20 protein-coding genes and 1 pseudogene are annotated in these 23,984 nt (G+C 43.8%); 9 read left to right on the forward strand and 12 right to left on the reverse strand.

Annotated elements, in window-relative coordinates; genetic code table 11:
- Nucleotides 1-387: 387 nt before the first annotated feature.
- On the reverse strand, nt 388-1,557 hold the full coding sequence (locus B853_RS24655) for a D-alanyl-D-alanine carboxypeptidase family protein (RefSeq protein ID WP_010452879.1): 1,170 nt from the start codon (nt 1,555-1,557) through the stop codon (nt 388-390).
- Between the two features lie 470 nt (nt 1,558-2,027).
- Here B853_RS24655 and B853_RS24660 point away from each other — a divergent pair, with 470 nt between their 5' ends.
- Complete coding sequence (locus tag B853_RS24660) at nt 2,028-3,638, forward strand: BCCT family transporter (protein ID WP_038883014.1); 1,611 nt, start codon at nt 2,028-2,030, stop codon at nt 3,636-3,638.
- A gap of 94 nt (nt 3,639-3,732) precedes the next feature.
- Here B853_RS24660 and B853_RS24665 read toward each other — a convergent pair whose 3' ends face one another.
- Complete coding sequence (locus B853_RS24665; RefSeq protein WP_038883015.1) at nt 3,733-4,167, reverse strand: carboxymuconolactone decarboxylase family protein; 435 nt, start codon at nt 4,165-4,167, stop codon at nt 3,733-3,735.
- 128 nt (nt 4,168-4,295) lie between these two features.
- On the opposite strand from B853_RS24665, the gene B853_RS24670 reads away from it, so the two are divergent.
- Nucleotides 4,296-5,198, forward strand: coding sequence for a LysR family transcriptional regulator (locus B853_RS24670; RefSeq protein WP_038883016.1), 903 nt, complete (start codon nt 4,296-4,298; stop codon nt 5,196-5,198).
- 15 nt (nt 5,199-5,213) lie between these two features.
- On the opposite strand, the gene yghU is transcribed toward B853_RS24670, so the two are convergent.
- Together yghU and B853_RS24680 are read right to left on the reverse strand one after the other, a co-directional pair.
- Nucleotides 5,214-6,074, reverse strand: a complete 861-nt coding sequence (gene yghU / locus B853_RS24675; RefSeq protein WP_038883017.1) for a glutathione-dependent disulfide-bond oxidoreductase — start codon at nt 6,072-6,074, stop codon at nt 5,214-5,216.
- A gap of 216 nt (nt 6,075-6,290) precedes the next feature.
- Entirely contained in the window at nt 6,291-6,857 is a 567-nt protein-coding gene (locus tag B853_RS24680; protein ID WP_038883018.1) for a TetR/AcrR family transcriptional regulator, read from the reverse strand.
- A gap of 99 nt (nt 6,858-6,956) precedes the next feature.
- Here B853_RS24680 and B853_RS24685 point away from each other — a divergent pair, with 99 nt between their 5' ends.
- Nucleotides 6,957-7,490, forward strand: a complete 534-nt coding sequence (locus tag B853_RS24685) for a dihydrofolate reductase family protein (RefSeq protein WP_038883019.1) — start codon at nt 6,957-6,959, stop codon at nt 7,488-7,490.
- 147 nt (nt 7,491-7,637) lie between these two features.
- Here the strand turns inward: B853_RS24685 and B853_RS24690 are convergent, their stop codons facing one another.
- The 3 genes from B853_RS24690 to B853_RS24700 all read right to left on the reverse strand — a co-directional run bounded on the left by B853_RS24690 (nt 7,638) and on the right by B853_RS24700 (nt 11,652).
- Nucleotides 7,638-9,092: a sucrose-6-phosphate hydrolase gene (locus B853_RS24690; protein ID WP_038883020.1), complete on the reverse strand. Its 1,455-nt coding sequence runs from the start codon at nt 9,090-9,092 to the stop codon at nt 7,638-7,640.
- Between the two features lie 31 nt (nt 9,093-9,123).
- A complete protein-coding gene (locus B853_RS24695) occupies nt 9,124-10,047 on the reverse strand; it encodes an aminoimidazole riboside kinase (protein ID WP_038883021.1) in 924 nt (307 codons plus the stop codon).
- A 165-nt stretch (nt 10,048-10,212) separates the two neighbouring features.
- A complete protein-coding gene (locus B853_RS24700) occupies nt 10,213-11,652 on the reverse strand; it encodes a sucrose-specific PTS transporter subunit IIBC (protein WP_017188252.1) in 1,440 nt (479 codons plus the stop codon).
- A 235-nt stretch (nt 11,653-11,887) separates the two neighbouring features.
- Here B853_RS24700 and B853_RS24705 point away from each other — a divergent pair, with 235 nt between their 5' ends.
- The gene (locus tag B853_RS24705) at nt 11,888-12,874 is read left to right on the forward strand and encodes a LacI family DNA-binding transcriptional regulator (RefSeq protein WP_038883022.1); all 987 of its coding nucleotides are present in this window, start codon (nt 11,888-11,890) and stop codon (nt 12,872-12,874) included.
- A 63-nt stretch (nt 12,875-12,937) separates the two neighbouring features.
- Here the strand turns inward: B853_RS24705 and B853_RS24710 are convergent, their stop codons facing one another.
- Entirely contained in the window at nt 12,938-14,311 is a 1,374-nt protein-coding gene (locus tag B853_RS24710; RefSeq protein WP_038883023.1) for a carbohydrate porin, read from the reverse strand.
- A 625-nt stretch (nt 14,312-14,936) separates the two neighbouring features.
- Here B853_RS24710 and B853_RS24715 point away from each other — a divergent pair.
- Entirely contained in the window at nt 14,937-15,527 is a 591-nt protein-coding gene (locus B853_RS24715) for a hypothetical protein (RefSeq protein WP_128827046.1), read from the forward strand.
- Nucleotides 15,528-15,721: 194 nt separating this feature from the next.
- A complete protein-coding gene (locus B853_RS24720; protein WP_038884141.1) occupies nt 15,722-16,216 on the forward strand; it encodes a hypothetical protein in 495 nt (164 codons plus the stop codon).
- A gap of 425 nt (nt 16,217-16,641) precedes the next feature.
- Here the strand turns inward: B853_RS24720 and B853_RS24725 are convergent, their stop codons facing one another.
- Entirely contained in the window at nt 16,642-17,121 is a 480-nt protein-coding gene (locus tag B853_RS24725; protein ID WP_038884142.1) for a YehS family protein, read from the reverse strand.
- A 650-nt stretch (nt 17,122-17,771) separates the two neighbouring features.
- Between B853_RS24725 and B853_RS24730 the strand changes: the two genes are divergently transcribed.
- Nucleotides 17,772-18,110 carry a hypothetical protein gene (locus B853_RS24730; RefSeq protein WP_038884143.1) on the forward strand — a complete coding sequence of 113 codons (339 nt, stop codon included), beginning with the start codon at nt 17,772-17,774 and terminating at the stop codon, nt 18,108-18,110.
- An 833-nt stretch (nt 18,111-18,943) separates the two neighbouring features.
- Here the strand turns inward: B853_RS24730 and B853_RS24740 are convergent.
- The 3 genes from B853_RS24740 to B853_RS24750 form a co-directional block, all read right to left on the reverse strand.
- Complete coding sequence (locus tag B853_RS24740; protein WP_038886438.1) at nt 18,944-19,144, reverse strand: hypothetical protein; 201 nt, start codon at nt 19,142-19,144, stop codon at nt 18,944-18,946.
- 117 nt (nt 19,145-19,261) lie between these two features.
- Entirely contained in the window at nt 19,262-19,474 is a 213-nt protein-coding gene (gene cspE, locus B853_RS24745) for a transcription antiterminator/RNA stability regulator CspE (protein ID WP_038886439.1), read from the reverse strand.
- A gap of 439 nt (nt 19,475-19,913) precedes the next feature.
- Complete coding sequence (locus B853_RS24750) at nt 19,914-20,633, reverse strand: beta-ketoacyl-ACP reductase (RefSeq protein ID WP_038886440.1); 720 nt, start codon at nt 20,631-20,633, stop codon at nt 19,914-19,916.
- Nucleotides 20,634-21,073: 440 nt separating this feature from the next.
- Between B853_RS24750 and B853_RS24755 the strand changes: the two genes are divergently transcribed.
- Together B853_RS24755 and B853_RS24760 are read left to right on the forward strand one after the other, a co-directional pair.
- The gene (locus tag B853_RS24755; protein ID WP_038886441.1) at nt 21,074-22,558 is read left to right on the forward strand and encodes a DUF1800 family protein; all 1,485 of its coding nucleotides are present in this window, start codon (nt 21,074-21,076) and stop codon (nt 22,556-22,558) included.
- Nucleotides 22,559-22,563: 5 nt separating this feature from the next.
- Nucleotides 22,564-23,909: pseudogene (locus tag B853_RS24760) on the forward strand (DUF1501 domain-containing protein).
- Nucleotides 23,910-23,984: the final 75 nt, after the last annotated feature.

Consider the following 23,984-nt stretch of genomic DNA (forward strand, 5'->3'; position numbering starts at 1 on the left):
TGACCTTTGCGGTTAAATTTTGTTCGAGATAAAAGCGGTTTTAATCGCGGCGAGAGGTTTGTAGTCTAGTTATTCTAAGCAAAATCCTCTCAACAAAGAGTAAAACGCTTTTAGCCGAACCCTTCGGGCAGCGTTTGTGGCTCCTTTCTACTGCGTTATCGGCTTATCAGGTAGGGCAACTACATTTCAAAGCCTCTGCCTTGTATAAAGAACCCACGAACTGCAGCAAAAATCAGCTCAAAAGGTCAACAGACCCTACTCTAATGGCAACATTTATTGCCATATGGACAATGACATAGGCGAAAAATCAAAGTCATCTCAAACACAAACTAAAAAGCCGCACCTTAAAACTAAGGTACGGCTTCAGCAAAGCTCAAACTAGAAATGCTAGAACCAGCTTGCTACCAAGCGCTTAAACCAGTCCACCAAGCGTTTGAAGATGCCACCTTCATCGACAGGTTCCAGTGCAACCAACTCAGTTTCCTTCACAACATCGCCGTCAACTTTGTACAGCACTTTACCAACAATTTGGTTTTGCTGGATGGGAGCCATCAAATCGCCATTGTATTCAACCTCTGCTTCGAGTTTGTTTACGTCACCTTTTGGCAGCGTTAGATACACGTCGCGATCCACACCTACTTTCAGCTCATCTTGCTCACCCATCCATACTCGAGCCGTCGCGATTTCTTTACCCGCTTGTGTTGGCATTACAGTATCAAAGAAGCGGAATCCATAGCTAAGTAATTGCTTACTTTCTGATTCACGTATGCTTGGGCTTTTCGCGCCCATAACAACCGCGACCAGGCGCATGTCACCATTGGTTGCAGACGTCGCAAGACTATAACCAGCACCACTGGTGTAACCCGTCTTCATACCATCCACGTTCATACTGCGATCACGTAGCAAACCGTTACGGTTGTACTGAGTAATACCGTTGTAAGTGAACGATGTTTCGCTGTAAAGCGGGTAAATATCGGGTAAATCACGAATGATTGCACGGCCTAGTGTCGCAATATCACGTGGGGTTGAGTACAAACCATCGCTGTCCAAACCGTGCGGGTTAGTAAACGCTGAGTTCGACAAACCAAGCTGATTCGCCCAGCTGTTCATCAGACCGACAAAGCCAGCCTCACTGCCTGCAACATGTTCTGCAATCGCAACACTGGCATCATTACCCGATTGAACAATCAAACCACGGTAAAGATCGGAAAGTACAACCGATGTACCAACTTCGATAAACATCTTCGAGGAATCTGGGAAGTTCTTAGCCCATGCATTGCGGCTGATCACCACTTCATCGTCCAAACTGATGTTGCCAGACTTCACTTCTTGACCTGCAACATAAGCAGTCATCAGCTTGGTTAAGCTTGCCGGGTTCAGACGCTTGTCGGCATCACGCTCCACCAACACAGCACCAGTGTGGTAATCCATTAAAACATAGCCACGCGAGCTCAGTTCAGGGGCATTAGGAACAACGGTAGGAGCAGCAAAACTGAATGTGGAAGCAGCAGTCAGGGTGGTCACTAACGTAGCATTGAATAAAGTGTTTTTTCTCATAGCAGCATTCTGTGGCTTACAAACTTAGGGGAGTATATTGAAACGGCGTGCAGTTACAGCAGCTCTGTTACGATTAGTTACGTTTACTCGATATTTGTCGAAAAGAATGCGAAGTCGGCTGAAGTTTGTGTTTATTCGTTCGCCAATTCGATGAAATCATGACTTATGACGAACTCTCGCTGCTCACTCATAGTGAACCGAACAAAGACAATACCATTTGATTAAACCATGCTCGACCAACTCCACACCAATACTTACACATCAAAACATTACACATCATTACATTTTCTACATAAAACCCCGCTAAATATCGAAAAAACGCTCAAAAAACCCTTTGAGTTGCATTGTTTTACATAAAACACTATGATCTCGTCGCATTTTTTAATTTGAACTCAAAATAATTGGAGGGCGGTTTTAGTGTTTTTCTTGTTCAAGAAAGACACATTTAAAAAAGCGTATATGTTGTATTTATGGATAATGCACTAAAAAAATATAGTATCGACACTACCGACTATCAGGTTGGTCAAGATAACGTTCAAAAGTGGGGATTTGATATCCACAATCCAGTATTTGGGATTAGTGCTGGTCTTGTTCTTCTCTGTCTTGCTTCTCTTTTAATTGTTGACCCTTCAACAGCCCGTGACGCCTTAAATGGCCTTAAGAACGGCATCATTACCGACTTCGATGTGTTCTTCATGTGGTCAGCAAACTTCTTCATCCTATTTGCTCTAGCAATCTTACTTTCACCACTTGGTAAAATTAGAATTGGCGGCAAAGATGCCCGCGCGGAACATTCAACAGTGTCATGGCTTTCCATGCTATTTGCTGCCGGAATGGGTATTGGCCTACTCTTTTGGAGTGTTTCTGAACCTACCGCTTATTTTACTAATTGGTACGGCACTCCACTGAATGTCGAAGCATACACTGAAGAAGCAAAGTCACTCGCGATGGGTGCCACCATGTTCCACTGGGGTATTCACGGCTGGGCGATTTACGCGATTGTTGCCCTTTCACTTGCTTTCTTTACCTTTAATAAAGGCTTACCACTCTCATTACGCTCGGCGTTCTACCCTTTGTTTGGCGATCGTGCATGGGGTTGGTTAGGTCACGTGATCGACATTCTGGCAGTACTTTCAACCTTGTTTGGTCTAGCAACCTCTCTTGGTTTAGGCGCGCAACAAGCAACAAGTGGCATTAATCACGTCTTCGGCTTAGATGGCGGTATTGGTACGCAAATGATTGTTATCGCCTTCGTTACCTTTATTGCAGTACTTTCTGTAATTCGCGGTATCGATGGTGGTGTAAAACTACTGAGCAACATTAATATGGCGGTAGCCTTCGCCTTATTAGCTTTTGTTATGTTCATTAGTTTTGATATCGCGACAACATCCATTTGGGATACCACGGTGGCTTATGCGAAAGACATTTTTGCCCTAAGCAACCCTCACGGTCGTGAAGATACGGACTGGATGCATGGTTGGACTGTTTTCTACTGGGCATGGTGGGTGTCTTGGTCACCATTCGTCGGTATGTTTATCGCACGTGTTTCGAAAGGTCGTACCGTTCGTGAATTCCTGTTTGCAGTTATCGTGATTCCAACCACTGTAACGCTAGTTTGGATGGCAGTATTCGGCGGCATCGCGCTTGATCAAGTGGTGAACAAAGTGGGTGAACTTGGTGCCAATGGCCTGACCGACATCTCGCTGACACTATTCCACGTTTACGATGCAATGCCATTTAGCTCGCTCATTTCAGTATTGTCTATCGTTCTGATCTTAGTGTTCTTTATCACCTCTTCAGACTCTGGTTCATTGGTTATCGATAGCATTACCGCTGGCGGTAAGATCGATGCTCCAGTACCACAACGTATTTTCTGGGCATGTATTGAGGGCTCTATCGCCGCAGTCATGCTATGGATTGGTGGTAAAGAGGCATTACAAGCCTTGCAATCTGGCGTAGTGGCAACAGGGCTTCCGTTCACGCTGGTACTACTGCTGATGTGTGTCAGCCTAATCAAAGGGTTGCGCTCAGAGCTACCTGCTTATCAAGACCCAATAGCAGGCCAAGCCGTCGTTCGCTAAGGCAAACACAAGCAACAATTGACGAAAAAATGGAGCTTACAAATAGCTCCATTTTTTTATCTCTAAGACATCACCAAGCCTATTAATGATCCGTTTAGTGGGTCATTTTTGTCGCTAACGCAAATCGATTCCACGCGTTAATCATGATCACCTGCATCATAGCTTCTGCGACTAACTCTTCACCAAGCAAAGCAATACACTCTTGATAGGTCGCGTCACTTAGCCCTTTATCACTTATTAGGGTCATCTCTTCGGTTAAAGCGAGTAACGCTCTCTCTTGTTCCGTAAATAAAGGAGATTCAGCCCAAGCTGTAATAGCAAACAACTTTTGCTGTGGCATTCCAACGTCTAACGCTTCTTGCGTATGCATTTGAATACAATAAGCACACTTGTTGATCATGGATGCTTTCAGTTTGATGAGCTCTTTATACTCTTTTGCCAACTCTACCTTTGAAAGATAATTTTCCAAGCCAAGCATCGCGGTAAGCGCATCAGGTTGAACGGTCGCAATTTGTAGTCGTTGAGTCATGATTTCTGTTCCTCATCTTGTGATTTAGTCATTCGTTTATTGCGTTGTTCGCATTGTTGACTATTTCACTGAGCGATAGAATAGATAGGAAAAGCAAATCAGTTTTGCAAAAAACAGAAAGGTAAATCATGTTAGATTGGATTAAAATCTTTGATCAAGTTGTCGCTTCAGGCAGTTTTTCTAAAGCGGGAAGAGCTCTGAACATGGCTCCATCATCAATAGCCAGAAACATAGACAACCTAGAAAATCATTTGCAGACAACGCTCTTTAAGAGAAGTACTCGGCAACTTGTTCTGACAGAGCAAGGCCAATATTTTTATCAACAATCAAGCAAGATACTGGAAGACACCGCCAAACTTGTGCATGAGATGAAAGGCTCTCTTGATGAGCCAGAAGGTCATCTATGCATTTCAGTGTTTGAAAGCTTTGGAAATCTCTTTCTCGCCGACATTATTCCCGATTTCCTTAAACGCTACCCTAACGTCCAGGTTGAGCTCGACCTTGATAACCACATTGTTGACCTAAACAGTAGCAATGTTGATATCGCAATTCGAATTGGAACACCGCAAGATAGCCGCTTAAAAGCTCGTCATATTATGAGTAATCACACATCCTTAGTGGCGACCCCAAAGTATCTATCCGAAACAGAACTGATATCGACGCCTGAGGATCTAACTCAACACAACTGTTTATTACTCAATCACGATAGACGCCGTAGTTACTGGTATCTATCCAATAAATCTCAAGTTAAAAAGGTTTGTGTCGACGGGAATTTTATCTCGAAAGGCGGGTCACCATTGCTGTGTGCGGCACTCAATCATGGAGGGGTTTTACTGCTTTCGACTTGGATGGTGCAACCTTATCTCGATAGCGGCGAGCTCGTCAGTGTGTTGCCTGATTGGAAAGCAACACAAAACGAAAAAGGGAGTGGTGAGATATTCGCAGTTTATAAGGGCTCGAGTTACCCCAAGCCCCATATCCGAGCCTTTATTGATTTTATGTTGGAAAGGGTTCCTAAGTTTAATCAATGAAGCGCAGTTCAATGCCTACTTCGGAGCCTTAGCGAATACGGCATCAATATCTGCTGCGCTATGACGTTCTGCCAATTGCTCCCACTCTTCACCCCATGAGCGGTTAACAATACGACCACGTTTTACCGCTTCACGTTCATCAATCGCTTTAGCCCAACGCACAACGTTTTTGTAGCTTGATACGTCTAGGAACTCAGCTGCATCGTAAGCACGACCTAATACAAGGTTGCCATACCATGGCCATGTTGCGATATCAGCAATGCTGTACTCGTCGCCACCTAGGAATTCATTGTTCGCAAGACGCTTATCTAGCACGTCTAGCTGACGTTTTGTTTCCATGGTGAAACGGTTAATTGGGTACTCAAACTTCTCTGGCGCGTACGCGTAGAAGTGACCAAAACCACCGCCTAAGTATGGCGCAGAACCTTGTAGCCAGAATAGCCAGTTCATTACCTCAGCGCGTTTCGCACTTTCTGTAGGTAGAAAGTGACCAAACTTCTCTGCTAGGTAAAACAAGATATTGCCAGATTCAAACACGTTCACTGGCTCAGCACCTGAACGGTCAACCAATGCTGGAATCTTTGAGTTCGGATTAACTGACACAAAGCCAGAGCCAAACTGGTCGCCATCGCCAATCTTAATCAGATATGCATCGTATTCTGCTGCCGTTACACCTGCCGCCAAAAGCTCTTCAAACATGATCGTCACTTTCTGACCATTTGGTGTACCCATTGAGTAAAGTTGGAATGGGTGCTCACCAACCGGAAGCTCTTGCTCATGACGTGCACCAGAATCCGGACGGTTGATGCTCGCCCACTGACCGCCGTTTTCATTATCGTTTGTCCAAACTTTTGGTGGAATGTATTCGTTAGTCATTGTTATCCCTTATTGTGTTTGAATGCATCTTCAAACTGACGGCTTTTGCACGCCAGCAAGCATTATTAAAATCACCACTTCGCCAACTGCGATTGGGCATACTCAAGATATTAGGTCGAATTCGCCAAATAAAAGTCCTGCAATCTCTTTTAGTTAGAACCTTTGGTTATGGGAATTTCTTTCACGCTATAAGTAACAAGTGCACGTTAATGTGAACTAGGTTCGAGATGCCAATAACGAAGAACAGATCAGATTCAACGGCCCATCCATCATCTCTGTTTTGATCAAGCTCGCATCGTGACAGCAGCTAATCGACAGCGCAAAACCGTGCAAGTAATCCGCCAGCAGATCTAAACAGTCTTTCTCCACTTGCTGAGATAAACCCAACGGCTGAGCAATCAATTGATAACGCTCGGTAAACACTTGAGCAGGGCCATGAGATGTCATGCTCAGCATGGTTTGCAATAACCCGTTGTACTCACGCAGCAGTTCAATGTAGCTAATACACAAGTTTTTGAGTTCGCCTTGCCAATCGTCATTCACTTTCGGTTGATAAATTTCCTCCACCAGCGATGTGGTTAACGCTTCAAGCAACGCATTCTTGTTTTTGAAGTAGTGATAGATCGCCATAGGATCGACATTTAATTGCGTCGCTAACGAGCGAATGCTTGGTACCTTGCCATCCTTTTTCATCAATGATTTAGCCGTAGCTAGGATACTTTCTGCGCTTAACTGCGACTGCTTAGCGGCTGGCCTTCCGCGTTTCTTTTCGTTGACAGACATTTGATCTTCCCGATAAACTCAGAGTTATTCTACATTGTAGAATTAATTTTAAACCATACTTTAGCTTGGCTCAAGCATCGCAATTTTGATGAGGTACTCATGGCAAATATCGTATTTATTGCAACCAGTCTGGACGGTTACATCGCAGATAAGCAGGGCAAACTCGACTGGCTACATTCAGTACCAAATCCAGACAACATTGATACTGGCTTCTTCCCACTGATGGAGCGTATTGATGGCTTGGTAATGGGACGCAACACCCTAGATGTCGTGCTGAGCTTTGATTGCGATTGGCCATACAGCAAACCCGTTTTCGTACTCAGCAATACCATGACAGAAGTGCCACAAGGCTACGAAGACAAAGTCTTTCTAGTAAAAGGCGAGCTAAAAGATGTGCTTGCGGATCTAAACGCAAAAGGTTTTAACGATCTTTACATCGACGGCGGTGTAACGATTCAGAACTTCCTTAAAGAAGATCTTATCGACGAAATGGTGATCACTCGCTTCCCTATCCTACTTGGCGGTGGCGCACCTCTATTTGGGGATTTGGAACAACCGCTGAACTTCAAAGTCACTAAGAGTGACGTTGTTTTGGATACCTTAGTTCAAACTACTTACGTGCGTGAAAGGTAGTTTGAGTAGATCGTTAGAAAGCAAAATGCCCTTCATATCTCTATGAAGGGCATTTTTGATGCCTACTGAGAAACTGTTATATATATCAAGACGCACGTATATCAAAAGGCACGTATATCAAAAAGCAACGCCGCTTTATATGACTAATTATAAAGAAGACTCAAACAAGCCACTGATACCTTTCAAAGGGAATAACTTTGCTTGCTCCAACCCTCTCAACGTTACCGTCTTTAGGTCATCAATAAAGAAACGACTGGTCATCGTGTGTTTGCCACCATTAATGAAAATCTCGATGACAGAATTGTCGATATATATATCTATCATCTGCTTAGCGTCCAATCTTGGTGCTTTTCGAATGCCACCAAATTCTTCTGCGTACAAGTGCGACATGTGACGACGGTCCAGCATAAACTCGTGCTCTGTCGCACTAAAGACGATGTTGTCACCTTTGAGGTTACTCAACTCAAGTTCAAAGCCATCGTCCACAAGGTCTAATTGGATCAAACAACTGGTGCTTTCCAGTGTATGGGATTGTGCAAAGACCACCTCTTCTTTTCTCAAACTCTTCAGCTCTGGTAATGGGGTTTGAACAAGAAAACCATCTTTCAACGTTAGTTCTCTAGGAAGAGACAACATTCCTGCCCACTGGTGTGTGACCGATGGCGTGTCGATTTCTGGCAACCCTATCCATGCAATAAGAATGCGACGCCCATTCTCATCTAAATAGGTTTGTGGGGCGTAGAAATCAAACCCATAATCTGGCTGTAGAATATCTTGGTGGTTTTCTAAAGTCATCGACTCTAGGTTCAACTGATCACCTACAATATACGCGACAGAATAGATGTTTTTAAAATCATAAGGATTACTACTACTCACGCCCTGTGGAGAAAACAGCACCACCGATTGACCATTAATCTCAAAGAAATCAGGACACTCCCACATGTAACCAAGATCGGAAAACTTAGTCTTGATAGGCCCCTTATGCTGCCACGTTTTCAAATCTTTGCTTTGATAGAGCACCATTGAGCCATGCTCGGTTTTGGTCTGAGCCCCCACCACCATCAAATAGTCATCGCCTTTCTTCCAAACTTTTGGATCACGAAAGTGCTCCGTGTAATGTTCGTTCTCAATGACTACACCGTGCTTTTCAATGCTGCCGTCTGAATCCATGGTGGCAAAACACTGTGTTGGGATTCGATTCCAGTTTTGGTCACGCTTGTTGCCAGTAAAAAACAGCAAAGCCTTGTTGTTTTCCACCAAAGCGCCGCCCGAATAGACACCATGTGAATCGTAGTCTTGGTCAGGATGAAGACCCACGCCATGATCAGTAAAATGGATGAAATCTTTAGTAGAAAGGTGATACCAATACTTCATTCCATGGACTGGTCCCACAGGCGTCCACTGGTAAAAGATGTGGTGCTCGCCATTGAAATAGCACAACCCATTTGGGTCATTTAACAGCCCAAATCTAGGGGCGATATGAAAACTAGGAAAGCCTTTATCTTGCTGACGTAAAAATGTCATTTCCTCGATATCACGCTGAGGGATTTGATCAAGTCGGCGATATCTTTGCTCTACAGTCCAACGGTTGTTTAAGCTCATTATTTTTCTCAACTGAAATTGGTTCTGAAGATCATTGCCCAATAAATTGTAGCAATTCCATTTGGGTCGGAAGCGCGGTCATTGCGCCTTTTTGGGTCGTCGCTAATGCGCCACAACCATTTGCCCATTGAATCGCAGAGCTAACAACCGGATGATTTTTCCAATCGTCATGCTGAGACAGATATGCAAGTAGCCCTCCGACAAAAGCATCACCCGCACCAGTGGTATCAATCGGACTAACCACTTGACCAGTGATCAACTCACCTTGGTTTTCAAAGACGCGCCAAACGCCTTTCGCGCCTTGTGTCACCAAGACCAAAGCAATATTCAAAGTGGCTATTTGTTGTAAACCTTGTGCCATCGACGTTGAGTCAGTTAAGAACAAAAGCTCTTCTTCAGAGAACTTAACTACATCAGCCATGGCAACAGCCTTCATCACAATGGTTTGGATTTCAGATGGGTCTTGCCACACTTCATCACGCAAATTAGGGTCAAAGCTAATGAAACCACCAGCGGCTTTTGCTCTTTTGATTGCCTCAAATGTGCTGCTTCGACTTGGCTCATTTGCCAGTGAAATCGAGCAGACATGCAGCCAGTCACCTTGCTTAAAGTTTGGGATGTCTTCAATAGACATAAACTGATCAGCGCTTGGTTTCACCATAAAAGTAAAGCTGCGTTCACCCTGGTCGTCTAAATCCACCACCACCGTTGATGTTCTTTGTTCAGGGTCTTTAACGAGAAACTCCGTACTGACGCCCTCTTGATCTAACGTTGATTGCATAAAACTACCAAACGGGTCATCGCCCACGCGACCAAAAAATGCACTCTTACCAGATAGACGAGCAATTGCTACAGCGACATTCGCTGGTGCGCCACCGGGACATTTGAGTAAAGAAGTCTCAGATTCCGGTATTAGATCGACAACGGCATCACCAGTTACCCACACTTGATTCATCTTGCTTACCTTAAAATTGAAGCCTTGATAGTCCAACGCGTTTAACGCCCTCACTAACAAGTAAAATTTGAAAAAGGCTAGCCAAGCCATTGGTGCTTGGCTAGCGCCCCAAAAATTTAGGAAAAGAAGTGGATTTTGGGGGACTCCACCCTTAAGGAGTTCAGATTAAGCCGCTGCTTTTTTACCGACTTTAGCGCGGTCACGCATACCAAGAACAATGGTTAGAACAAATGCGGTCAAGAACGCGATCACCATACCTGCGATATAGTATCCAATCTTATCTGGCGTAATGGAAATAATGCCCGGAAGACCAGCAGCACCCAGCGCCTGAGCTTTTACATTAAACATTGTAATAAACGCGCTCGATAACGCCGCTGCGCAAACTGCCGCGATAAATGGGTAACGCAGTTTTAAGTTAACACCAAACATGGCTGGTTCTGTAATACCTAGCAAGCCCGTGACACCAGATGGAATCGCAATACCTTTCATCTTCTTATCTTTGCTCATCACGCCCACAGCCAACGCTGCTGCACCTTGAGAAACGTTAGACATCGCCGCGATAGGAAAGATAAAGGTTCCGCCTGTTGTCGCAATATCCGCAAGAAGTTGCGTTTCAATCGCAATGAAGCTGTGGTGCATGCCGGTAATAACAAACGGAGCATAGATAAGACCAAATACAGCACCACCAACAAAGCCAGCTGTGTTGTAAAGCCAGTTCAGACCATCACCCAATAGGAAACCGATATCACGTGTGAATGGACCGACGACAGTAAACGTCAATAAACCAGTGATGAAAATCGCAAGTAGCGGTGTTAAGAGGTTATCTAAAACAGAAGGAATGACTTTGCGCAGACCTAACTCAACCTTCGCAAGAATGAATGCCGATACCAAAACCGGTAACACCGAACCTTGATAGCCCACTTTTTGAATTTCAAAGCCGAGAATATTCCAAACCGGAATGTTGCCAGATACCGCAGCACCACCGAAGCCCCACCCGTTAAGCAATTCAGGGTGAACCATCAACATACCTAGCGCCGCCCCTAAATATGGGTTGCCACCAAATTTCTTACTGGCTGAAAATGCCAACAGAATAGGCAGATAAACAAACGGTGCGTTCGCAAACGTGTTGATCATGTTCGCCAAGTCTGTCAGTCCTGGGTTGGCATCAATCAAAGATTTGCCATCAATGAACAAGCCTTGGGCAGTCAATAGGTTATAGATACCCATCAACAAACCGCCAGCGACGATTGCGGGAATGATTGGAACGAAAATATCAGACAACCCTTTCACCGCGCGCTGAACGATGTTTTGTTTCTCTGCACCAGCAGACGCAACGTCGTTGGTGGACATTTCACTCATACCCGTCAACTTCGCCATTTCTGCATAAACTTGGTTTACGATGCCTGATCCAAAAATGATTTGGTACTGACCCGCAACTTTGAACTGCCCTTTTACCCCTTCAAGGCTATCAATCGCTTGTTCATCTATTTTTTGCTCATCTGCAACGGCAAGGCGTAAGCGTGTCGCACAATGCGCAAGTGCGGTGATGTTGCTTTTACCACCTAATAGAGTTAACAACTCTTTTGCTACTGCCGGATAATTCATTTCATACCCCATTGGATTATTATCTGAGCTTGCGAAATTTTCGGGAACGTTTGCAAAACAGATTTTTGCTCAATAAAACCAAATGATCAAAGATAAAGCAGAGAGAATGTGAGAATGATCGTCAAATTCTCTCCCTAAGAGCAGTATAGGAGGTTAGAATCGCTACTTATCAAAGAGATTTTCATCTTCTCTTTGCAAACAATCCCAAAAACGAAAAACAGAATGGATAGGAACAATGGCGAGTCTGCATGATGTCGCCCGTCTGGCTGGCGTATCAAAATCAACAGTGTCACGGGTTATAAACGATGAGTATGGCGTAAAAGAAGCGACAAAACAGAAGGTCCGCCAAGCAGTGGCAGAGTGCGGTTATGTGCCGAACCAAGTCGCTAAAGATCTAAAATCTCAAAAGACCAACCTTGTTGGTGTCATTGTTCCTCGAGTATCCTCTCATGCCACATCCCAAGGCGTCGATGGATTAACCGATGTCCTTGAAAAAGCAGGGAAACACGTCTTACTTGCCAGCACTCACCAAGCCCACGAAAAAGAACTGGAATACATTCAGATCTTTAACCAAAAACGGGTCGAAGGGATCATTCTTTACGCCACCCACCTTGACTCTAAGCTGGTAAAAGCAATTCAAAACTCAGCGGTTCCAGTCGTACTCGTCGGTCAAGATGGTTCCATGTTTAATATTCCAAGCATCATTCATGATGACGCGCGGGTAGGATTTGAAGCGGGAAACAGACTGGTTGCAAAAGGTTGCCAAACCATGGGCTTTATTGGCGTGCAAGGCGACGATATTGCGGTAGATAAGCTGCGCTCTGAAGGGTTTGTTCAGGCATTGCAACACCATGGTTTAGAGCTCGCCTTCCATGCTCGTGGTGACTTTACAATAGACTCTGGCTATTCATTGGCAAAACAACACTTAACAGAAAACCCGAAGCTAGACGGCTTGTTCTGTGCGACAGACCGTATTGCCATCGGAGCGATGAGAGCGACTCAAGAGCTCGGGTTAACACCGGGCAAAGACGTTTTAGTGCTAGGGGTTGGCGATGATGAGCTCGCATCAGTGTGCACCCCAACCTTATCAACATTTAACTATGCATTTGATAAAGCTGGGGAAAATGGTGCGAAGCTATTGCTTGATAGAATTGCTAACAAAAGTTTCGAAATGAGTAAGATGGTCTTAACTTTCAAGGCAATTGAGCGCCAATCCTGTTAATGAAAAAGCGCCAACTGACATCAGTTGGCGCTTTTCTTATTACTCTTTTTGGGTTTAAGCCACTTAGAACCACGTTTCCATTTGCAGCGCAAACAGAACTTCACCACCATCACCCATCGTTGCAGTACCCGCATCCTGGCTAATCGAGTAGCCATTCAAGTCTTCGCTCCAATCAACGTAGCTAACGGCAAAGCGTAGCTCCGGACGGTCAAAGAAACCTGCTGCGGTAGACATCTTAAGCGTTGGTGCAATTGTCGCTTTGTAAAAACTGCCACTTGCTTTATCAATCGCATTGTCTAGGTCCATGTATTGGAATGAGCCTTCATAAACCATCTCAAAGTTTTGTGTAAACTCTTGCGCTAAGCGGATGTTGAACGATGCCCAAGTAAATTCATCATTTTTAGCAAAGCGATCTTGGCTATGTTCTGCTAGCAACGCAGGTGCTACACGCCAGTTGTCACCGATGCGTGTTACACCATAACTGAACAAACGTACGGCTTTTGCGTCTTCTAGCAAATCACCGTTTGAACCAATGCCTTTAAGTTCTGCACCCAGTCCATCACCCATCAAAATACCAGTTTTAGAGAAGCCTTCACTCATGCCAAAGAAGTTATCGCCATGGTAGGCAAACATCGCATGTAAACCTTTGTCTGCTGCACCTTCTACGCGATCATTGTTATCAGCAGACGTCATGCCGCTCAGCATCAACTGCCAATTACCGAAGCGGTTGTTCATTGTCGCGATATAGTTTTCAACATCAGTTGACGAGCTATCAATCTCACCAAAATCACGACCATAGATCGAGAAGTTTGCTTTCCACGAATCGCTCATTTGGACGTCATACACGCCAGCACCAGTACCAGATAGGAAAACGATATCCGAGTCAAAGAAGTGAATGTCAAAGTTATCACGGTCAAATCGTTTACCTGCCCAAAACGTTGCGTCAGAAAACGCACTTGATTCAGAGAACATGCTCAACTTGTTTAGCTCAGCATATACCTGACGAACGTTTAATTGACTCTCACTCGCTGTCCATTCGTTATTGGTTTCCGTACTATCTGCCAGCATGATTCGGAACAAAGCGCTGGAACCATCATCTGCAAAACGTTTGTGAATAAGGTTTGCTTCCACATAATGATCATCCTCAACCCCTAATCGTCCAATTGGCGCTCCAATAGCACCAGCTGCCGTCATGTAAGGACCAGTACCCACTGCACCATTCAGATCATCATTAATGAGCAGCCCGGAACGAGCGTAGCCATGAAACTCAAAGCTTGAGGCTTTCTCATTTGCTTCTGTGGATACTTTTTCTGTCTGTTCAAGTCTCTGTTCTAATTCATTAATTCGCTTTTCAAGAGCGTCAACATCTGTTGTTGCGAATGCAGGTGCTGTAACCAGCCCAAGCGCTACTGCCATCGTCAAAGTGTGTAGTTTCATTTCCATAGTCTCACGTAAATTTATACTCAGGGTTTTGCAAACGTTCCCAAGAAAAATTGCAAACATATGGTGACTTTAAAGCTCCATTCAAAGTCAGAATAAAAGAGGCTCTCAACGAGCGCTTCTTCACTACTTGTATTGATGAGATGATAATATTCGAGTTTTTTCGGGAACGTTACCGAACTCGAGTGATTTTGTTACCTGTATCACGCCAAGTTGTATTACTTATAGAAAAATCATTAACCAGCGCACATTTGAATTGTTCGATCTAGAGGAAGTAGTTTGAAGATATCAGGCTGTGAAGTGGTAATTTGATACTCGTTTCAGGAAATGGTGTTCACTCGCTTCCCTATCCTACTCGGCGGAGGCGCGAACCTGTTTGGGGATCACCATGAAATCCATGTTTAATCTGACTCATTTCTGGACACTTCCGAGTTAGCTCTAACCCAATCACACATCTTTGGCCAGGATTTTTGTTACAGAACACCTATGGTTTAAAGATTACTTGTATACCAATCGTACAGCACCATTAGTTTTTGCATATTGAATTATATAGTATGGCATGCTATATATACTGTTGGCAAAGGTGTCTCTTTTAGTGATTTTCAAAAATGGGCGAAACTCAATGTATGTAAAAACACTATTTATTTGGAATATTAAAGGCCATGATGGCAACTGGTACTTTACTTCGACTACCACGGTTGAAGGACTTAAAGGGGTATTGGAAAGATCGGGACTTAAAGACTTTTCTCCCAATCGAAAACTAGTGTTTGAGAGTGACGCAGCAAGAGCTAGACGTTTTGCCCAGAACCTGATGAACTCTACGGGAAAGACTCTAAAAGCTTTAGATATAGCGAACAGTGGGGTTTGTCCAATAACTACTTTCAACGTATCAACTATTGACCAATTTATTGAATACCTATATATCGCTAACTCTTTGCCAAAAGGAGATGTGGTTAGGCAGTGGTACCGAAGAAGTGGTTACGAGATCATTAAGACAGGAACACACCCCGACAATATTGAACAAACGATGGTTCAAGATCTTGAAAATTGGCTTCACTACATGACTAATAAATACCAGGGGCGACCTTCAGGTTCTTTAGTTGTTGACAATGAAGTGTTGTATCAAATAGCAAGGACTGAAAATGGGGAGATGGTGTTCAGAAGAAGCCTAATTTCACTGGATACGCTTGGCAAAATAAGAAGTGTCGATTGAACAGCTACCTTTCAAGTTCAGTGGTTATATTGACAGCGTACCTCCTATCTTAGTGAAGGTACAAATAAGGTACCCCTATGTTTATATACCTCAGTATTCCAAGCCCAAACTGAGTAAGCGTTAACATTAGGGCGTTCTATCAACGCACCTGTTTAGTAAACAATTAGCCAGTTCGGAATTATGACGAGGTTTTAATGAAGTATAAAAGCGTCCAAAGCTTACGCGAACCGCAGAAAAAACAAAATGAGCTTAGAGCTTTATTACTTATTGCTCTGATTGTCGACAACAACGCTAGGAGCTACAAACACAGTTCCTCTTACCATACTCACTGGGGAGCTATGCTAGATGGTGTTGATCTCGGTAAGCCAGAATACCACCCAACTTTTAGTGAGTTTGAGAGCAGTGCCTTTGATCATGTTTCCCATATTTGGGTTGGTGATGGACCTATCGAGCAATGGTTATATGCGTTAGTCGAGGAGATATTTAGCAACAGTGGACATCTAGAAAAGCTAACAGGAATCAATCCATCAGTGCATGTCAGTGCTGCCAGAAACAATCAAGTTTTCATTTGTTTTGAGGATGATGAATACGAAACAGGTGAGCGCCTCGAGTTTAATGTTAGGCTAAATCACCGAAACGATAAAGTGGTAGAGCATGGCATTGAAGAAGACACCGACGAGGAATATTAATAGACAATAGGTTTAATTTGGGATCTATTGTCATATAACTCATAATGGGGCAAATTCGTGTTACTAATGGCGTCAGTCGTGACCCTGCTCGCATGACCAAAAGTATGGAAAAACTCTATATACGGGGACAGTTTTAGTGAATCACTACAAGATGTCTAGAATAGCTTGACCAGAATAGAGGCCCCTAACTGGCTTAAGGTTTTAGCTTGGGTTTATCTTGGTAGGGTCATAGGGGGCGGTGTGTGTCTTGATTCTAAAAGCCGATCAGATTTCAACATGATTTGATAGGGATCTACTGAAGAAAGACAAGGAGTAGACGTGATTGTGAAGCTCTAATATCGGTCTTTAACATGATAAAAGCGAGTAACCAAATGAAATGGTTCTCGCTTTTTTAATCAATTACCACGTTCGATCCGAGATAAAAATTATCCAGCAAACTCTTCAGAATCGGGACGATTGGTAAACTGCACACCATTTAAGAAGTCGCACAGCAGTTGGTCTTCACACTGTTTGTAGTTTTTGTTGTTTGGCTTGCGGAAATACGCACCAATTTCGTATTTACTTAAACTAATACCAACCACTTCTAATACGTCCAACACATCTTCTGCTTTCATGTCTAGCGCAATGCGCAGCTTCATAAGAATCATGTTGTTGGTCAATGCGACTTCTGGCTTAGGTTGCTCGCCGTCTTTTTTGCCTCGCTTGAGGTTAATAAAGCCATTTAAGAATACCGCTAACTCTTGATCCTTCATCTTAACACTAGATTTGTCGCTTTCATCTTTTAACCAGTTTGCCACTTTATCGTGAGCCACAGTGACTTCGGCCTGCCCGAAAGCTTTCATTATCTGTGCGTTTTTAAGGTTTAACGCGTGTTGGATACGACGTAAAATTTCGTTGTTAGTCACTAGGGATTCCTAAAATAAGTTCTAAGGGTGAATAAAAATCCATCAATTACATGCGATCTGTGGGTATCTTTATTCAATAGCGTAGTTGACGGTGACTCTAACAGAGAACACGTTTCTTCGGTAGGTTAAAAAATGGAGGTAAGACGGCCTATTCGAACTAGTTGGCGAAGTTGGTAAGACCCCACTTTCATAGACACTATGCTGATTAGAAGAAGTAGTTCAAACCATCTCACTGTGATTTGTGAGGTTGAACGTTACTGGCAAGGAATGGGGTGGCTCGTTTTTGCAAGAGTCTCTTGCAATATTGAGTAGTGTAATTTGTCCAGCAGCCTGTTGACTAAATTATTCTAATGAAGATTTACTGCGCTCATTGTCTCTGCCGACCCAACACTTAAATGCCAAACCGAACCGACTTAGTACATCCATTGGTAAGTTTCTATTAGAGCGTATCGGCTACCTGTCTGACTCATGCTAAATCCCCCAGCGTTAACCTGTTACAGTCAGCCAAGTTTGGGCAGACATGTGTTTCAAGTTGGCCTAGTGAGTGTCCGGAAAATGGAACAGAATTACCGCCTTTAGCAACTAAATTTCTACTACGCTCTACACCTGATAGTGATAGAATCGCCTCATCAGAATTATCGAGAAACTCTATGTTTATCCATCATGTAAACGGCATCGACTGGCTGGTGATTACAGCTTTTGAAGAACTGAAACCTATATTCATCGAAGACGCTGGTAAGATCCCCTCTTGCTTCTCTACCGACAGTGAATTGAACCTGATTGATCAAGCTAAACGTGCTTACGGATATTTGCCTACACTCAGCGGCGTAATCACCGATACCGGCACTTTTCAAAGCCAAGATAACGAAGAAGATTTGAACCCACAGCTTGCGTGCCTAGTTGAGGGACGTGGTAGGGTGTTTATTTATCACGGCGGCTTTGTAGCTTTTTTGGATGATGATCAAACCTTTATTACTCGAATGGACTGAAAGTAATTTAGTAAGTCGAAATCAGCGAATAGAAGTATCTAGCCGTTTATCCGCAGCGTTTCGTTTAATAACAGGATGTGAATTGAGATCAAAGATTTATTGGGCCAAGCACAGAGTCGAATGACGCTTGATTATGGGTGAGTAGATAGCAGCGAAGACTAATGCTGACTTGCAATCATTGTTCGTTTGGAGTGTCGTGAATAAATACACAGGTTTGATTCGTTTTTCGTAGTAGTCTTTGGCACAGTTTGACCTGTTTGTCTGACAAGGCTTGATCACGGTTGAGTTGATCTAGTAAACCTGAAAGCATGTCTCTGTCCAAATTGCTCAGCTTTTCACTATGTATGAGGAGTGTCGTGTTAATAAGCTCCGAGAGGTTTCTTGAGCTCACAATCCCCACTCCTTATCCCATTCTTTTTGTGCCTCAATCTCGTCTATTCGTTTGCGGACACCCATTGTCTTCAACTCTTCAGGTTTCGGCTTAGGTAACTTGCTCATATATCATCCTACTTTTAGTGATTTACTGCACTTCGCACCGCGTTCATGCTGGCGATGAAAGCGACAATGATACTACACAAGTCAGAACAGAAATGGACAAAAGAAGTTCAATGGCTTTTTTAAGTTAGATAGACACAGATTGAGGATGTCTTTTAATGTCACTATTTCTGATTATGGTGAACATATTCTTTGAGCTAAACTTGCCGCACAAACTTATAATCAATACCAATATACCACTTAGAAAATTGATGCTAAGTAGGTCATTAAAACCGCTATTCTTAGTAAAATCAGTTTAGATGACCTTATACAGACTAGAGTAAAACCATTTCAATTTATTATTTTTTATTGATGTATCGTTCAGCATTTGCAAAAAGCTTATCGCATAGTTTTTTCTGAGCCATATATTCTGGTGAACCTTCAGTCATAGACTCTAGAATTTCTTTCGCTTCTTGATACTCTTTTACCATCGCTGCGAATCGTTCTTCGAAGTTATTTTTCTGTGTTTTCTTGTTTGATTTTCTTACTGGTTTTCTCATTTAACTTCTTACCTTATCGATCCCAAAGCTTATTTTAATTCGTTTTCTAGCCTTCGGAATCCTGATTAAATTTAAAGTAAAAAGGTCTCATCTTCCGAAGAGACCTTTAAAAAATTCTTACACTAAAGTAACGTTGCCCGCCTGAGGGCCTTTGTTACCTTGCTCTACATTAAAGGAAACCTTTTGGCCTTCAGATAATGTTTTGAAGCCTTCATTAACAATTGATTTGAAATGAACGAATAGGTCAGCACCGCCGTTATCAGGGGTGATAAATCCAAAACCTTTAGATTCATTAAACCATTTTACTGAACCAGTTGTTTTATTTGACATAATAAATCTCGATACACTAATTGAATTAAAAAGAAAGCTACTAAATAAGGAATGAAGAATAAGGTATCGCAGGATAGATATGTCGAATTTAATCGAAAAAACTGAGAAGATCTTGAACTAAATAGATTATCAATAGCTCACTGCTTGAGCTGGCGACACTATACACCATGTAAGAATAATAGATATGCATTTCTTCATTAAATTTTATTCCCCATTAAATCAATCACTTAAAAAGTGTAAAATGTAAAGTTGAATCTCTTAAGTTCAAATTGAGGGTATTATTCGTACAATTGTTACAAACTAATATTCGATATGGAGACAGTACCTGTTTCTAACTCCTGATGGAGCAACAGCATGCCCAAAACCCAATAACGCTATCTCACAAAAACGCCCTTCACTCAGATGAAGGGCGTTTGTTATTTGAGGTTTAGTTCGTCGGTTAAAGCACTAAGCCGCCATCAATCTTGAGCACTTGGCCTGTGATGTAAGCGCTCTTGTCGGAGACTAGGAAAGAGACGCCATTGGCGATGTCGTGTACTGAGCCCATTCGGCCTAACGGGGTTTTGCCTTCCATCATTTGAATGACTTTTTCTGGCAGGTTCTTGGTCATGTCGGTAGCGATAAAACCTGGTGCGACACAATTGACGCGTATCTGTGCCCCCTTTCTTGATAGCTCTTTCGCCCAGCCTTTACTCATTGAGATGACGCCACCTTTACTCGCACCGTAATTACTCTGGCCGATGTTGCCATCCGTACCCACAATAGAAGAGATGCTGACAATGCTACCTGCGCCCTGCTCTAACATCACAGGAGCAACGCGCTGGGTGAGTAAGAACACCGCTTTTAGGTTTACGTCGATAACGCTGTCCCAATCTTGTTCTAGCATGTCTGGCAACAATGCATCTCGAGTGATGCCTGCATTGTTAACCAACGCATCGATTCTTCCATGCTGCTCTACAATACTGTCTACCACTTCGCTAACGGCTGCGGCATCGCACAAGTTGACTTGATAACTGCTTAGCTGCGCCGACTGGCTCCATTCCACAGGCGATATGTCTAGCCCGACGACGTGGAATCCATCCTCCAGTAATTGCTCACAAATAGCTTGGCCAATACCACGCGCCGCACCAGTGACTACTGCTACTTTTTCCGGTTTCATCTTGGTCTTCCTTAAATGTTGAGATTACAAATTCGCTTTAATCCCTAGCGTTTGTTGTTTTTATGCATAGTCGCGTTACAGCTGCGCTTCTCGTACGCAGGGTCTTTCATATCTTATAAAAACTATAGAAACAGTCTGGGAGTCGGATGTGAACTAATCAAGACAACTTGATGATGGTTTGCCAAATAGCACGTTTGTGTCACCGTTCTGGTTATGTTTCTCAGTCAATTCATAACTCGAACGTGGATTTACTTTTCTTTCTTTAAAAGCTCACCGGACTAATTCCTAGATTGTGCAGCAAAGTCACAGTAAACCTGCCTGTCTTACATTTTTGTTATCAACATTCTGGATTACGATTTTAAAGATACAACGTGTTTTTAAACAGGATGTAAGAAAACACACCGTACCTGACAATGATAAGAATACCTACGGGAGATAAAATGAATCAGGCTTACATAGATGCAGCAAGAACGCTGCAACAATGCACGTTCGGGCCATCCCAACGTGACATTAATGACCTTGTTCAATCAGGAAGCATTGAAAACTGGGTTGCTCAACAAACGCTTATTCCCTCCTCTTCTTGGCTCACTCACTTTGAGCAAGATGAACTCAACGTACCCGACTTAGGCCAAGTCTTGTATTACGCGAGCAGTTGGACGCGTATGACGGTGGAAGGAAAAGACATTCTGCGCCAACGCATTGCTTACACTCTTTCTCAGCTGTTTGTGGTCAGTGTGAAGGACCCTGCGTTTAGTGCCGCGTCTAAGCGCCGTTACATGTGCAATTACTTCGATGGACTGCTCGATAATGCCTTCGGAAACTTCCGTGATGTGATTCGTTTTGTATCGAAATCCCCAATCATGGGTGAGTACCTAACTTTCGTAAACAACGTTTCTAATGAGCTCACGGCGCCAGATGAAAACTACGCACGAGAGCTGCTTCAGCTTTTTACTCTTGGGCCAGTTAAATTGCAGAACAACGGTGATGTCCGTTTGGATGCAGAAGGTAATGAAATCGCGACCTATACCCAAGAAGACATCGAAGAACTAGCGCGCGTATTTACTGGTTGGAAGTTCATCGATATTCGCGGTAACGACAAATATAGCCAACCGATGGAGCCTCGTGGAGAACACGATACGGGCGAGAAGCGCATTCTTGGTAAAACCTTCTCATCGGGTGTAAGCGCAGGGGATGAACTGGAAGCGGTGATTGAGCACTTGATGAATCAAAGTACTCTGTACACTTTTGTGACTAAGTTCTTCATCAACAAGCTGGTCACCAGTAACCCTAGAGCGGGTTATATTCGCCGCGTACGCCGTGCATTCAAACGCTCTGATGGTGATATGCAAACCCTTGTGATTGCGATTCTGACCGACAAGGATGCCCTTCGCTCTGGCAGCACCGTCGGCAAATTGCGTGATCCGCTTTCTGTTTTTACGCATGCAATGCGCGCGCTGCAAGTGAAACGACGTGACGGTGTACTGATGTGGCCAAAACAGTTCAACTGGTATAACCGAACTTTACCTCTGTCAGCCCCATCGGTATTTTATTATTACCAACCTGACGACGCACCAAACCATCCTGATTTTAATGGTCTGGTCGCGCCAGAATTCAATGTGTATCAATGGCACGACATCTATCAATACGGGATTCAGTTCCGTGAGCTTGTTGCTCGTTTTGAGGAAGAAACCAAAGATTGGTACATGGATGAAAAACTGTTCACCCTATACCTCGCATTCGATGATGAAGGTGTCGTGGATTACCTTAACCAACACTTGTTTGCTTACCAAATGAGTGAGCAAGCGCGCCAATGCTATCTCGATTACCTCGCTCTGTGCCCAAGTCGTCAATCTAAATGGCGCAAGGAGATTAAGAATCTCGTGATGAACGCACTGCTTTCACCAGAATTCATCACACAGGGGTAATCATCATGAACTTAACTCGACGCCGATTTTTACAAGCAAGTTCCGCTGGTGTGGGGATCTCTGCGCTTAACCTTACTGCGTTTCCAGCTTTTGCTGACTCATTTAACCAATGCCAAAACGGTTATCGTGCCGTGGTTGGCATTGACCTTGCTGGCGGCAATGATGGCTACAACATGCTGATCCCGACGGCTTCTAATGCCAACAGCCAGTATCGCGCGCTGCGTGGCAATTTGGCTTTGGATGAAACCAGTTGTATCTACTTAGACGCAGTCAACGATGCTGCTAAGTTGGCACTCAACCCTGCTATGGCGGCCCTTAAGCCTATTGGGACAGCTCGAATCTAGTGCCTGTGATTAACCTAGGTCCGTTGACACAACGCGTGAACAACATGCTTTATGACGAAAGTACGCGCCCGGCTCACCTGTTTAGCCACTCACATCAATCCACCATGGTTCAATCCCATGCCACCAAGTCACTATCAAAAGAGGGCTTCGGTGCAAAAACATCCACTGAACTAGGCTCGATGCTACGTAGCTTAAACGACTTGTCACCCATGTTTGATATTGGTGGTACACAAGTGTGGACCAACTGTATTGAGGCACAATCAAACTCGGTAGGGTCTCAGCCACCAAGCGATATTTTCAATGATCAGCGCTCACGTGCTCTGTTTGATCAGCTGCAAAGCACGGGCAACTACGGTAACGTTTTTCAGTCTCACTATGCTGGCGTCGCGGTGGATTCAACCAGAATGTATGAGCAGTTCAGTGCAATTCTGAATTCAGAAATCGCCGATGTCTTCCCTGAGACGCGAATTGGTCAACAATTGAAAGCGGTGTTTAAGCTGATTCTACACAAAGATCAGTTCCAACATCCTGCTCAGTACTTCAGTTGCAAGTTGGGCGGATTCGATACCCACTCTGCACAAATCAGCCGCCAAACTGGCCTATTGCAAGAGTTGGCAGAAGCGATGGCGGCATTTCAATTAGCTTTAGAAAATCACAGCTTATTTGATCAAGTCACGACCTTCACCCATTCAGAGTTTGGCCGAACCCTGATCCCAAATGGCACCGATGGCACTGACCACGGTTGGGCAAGCCATGCATTAGTGATGGGTGGCAGTGTGGCAGGAAAAGCGATTGTAGGTGAGTACCCAGATTTATCTGACGAGAGCCCTTATTTACTCTCCCGTGGGCGAGTGATTCCAACCATTTCTTCAGACCAACTTCATGCGAGCTTAATGGCGTGGTTAGGACTGTCTGAAATAGGGATAAACCAATTATTCCCTGCGCTGGATAACACTTTGACAGATTCCATCAAGCCTCAGACGCTCCCTATCTTCAAACCTTGCTAAGATAGCAAGAAGTAGAGTAATTCGGGTTTTAGAGCTGAGTTATCAGGCAATCAAGTAACGCATCATGTAGTTACT

Source organism: Vibrio rotiferianus CAIM 577 = LMG 21460 (assembly GCF_002741985.1).
Lineage (GTDB): Bacteria > Pseudomonadota > Gammaproteobacteria > Enterobacterales > Vibrionaceae > Vibrio > Vibrio rotiferianus.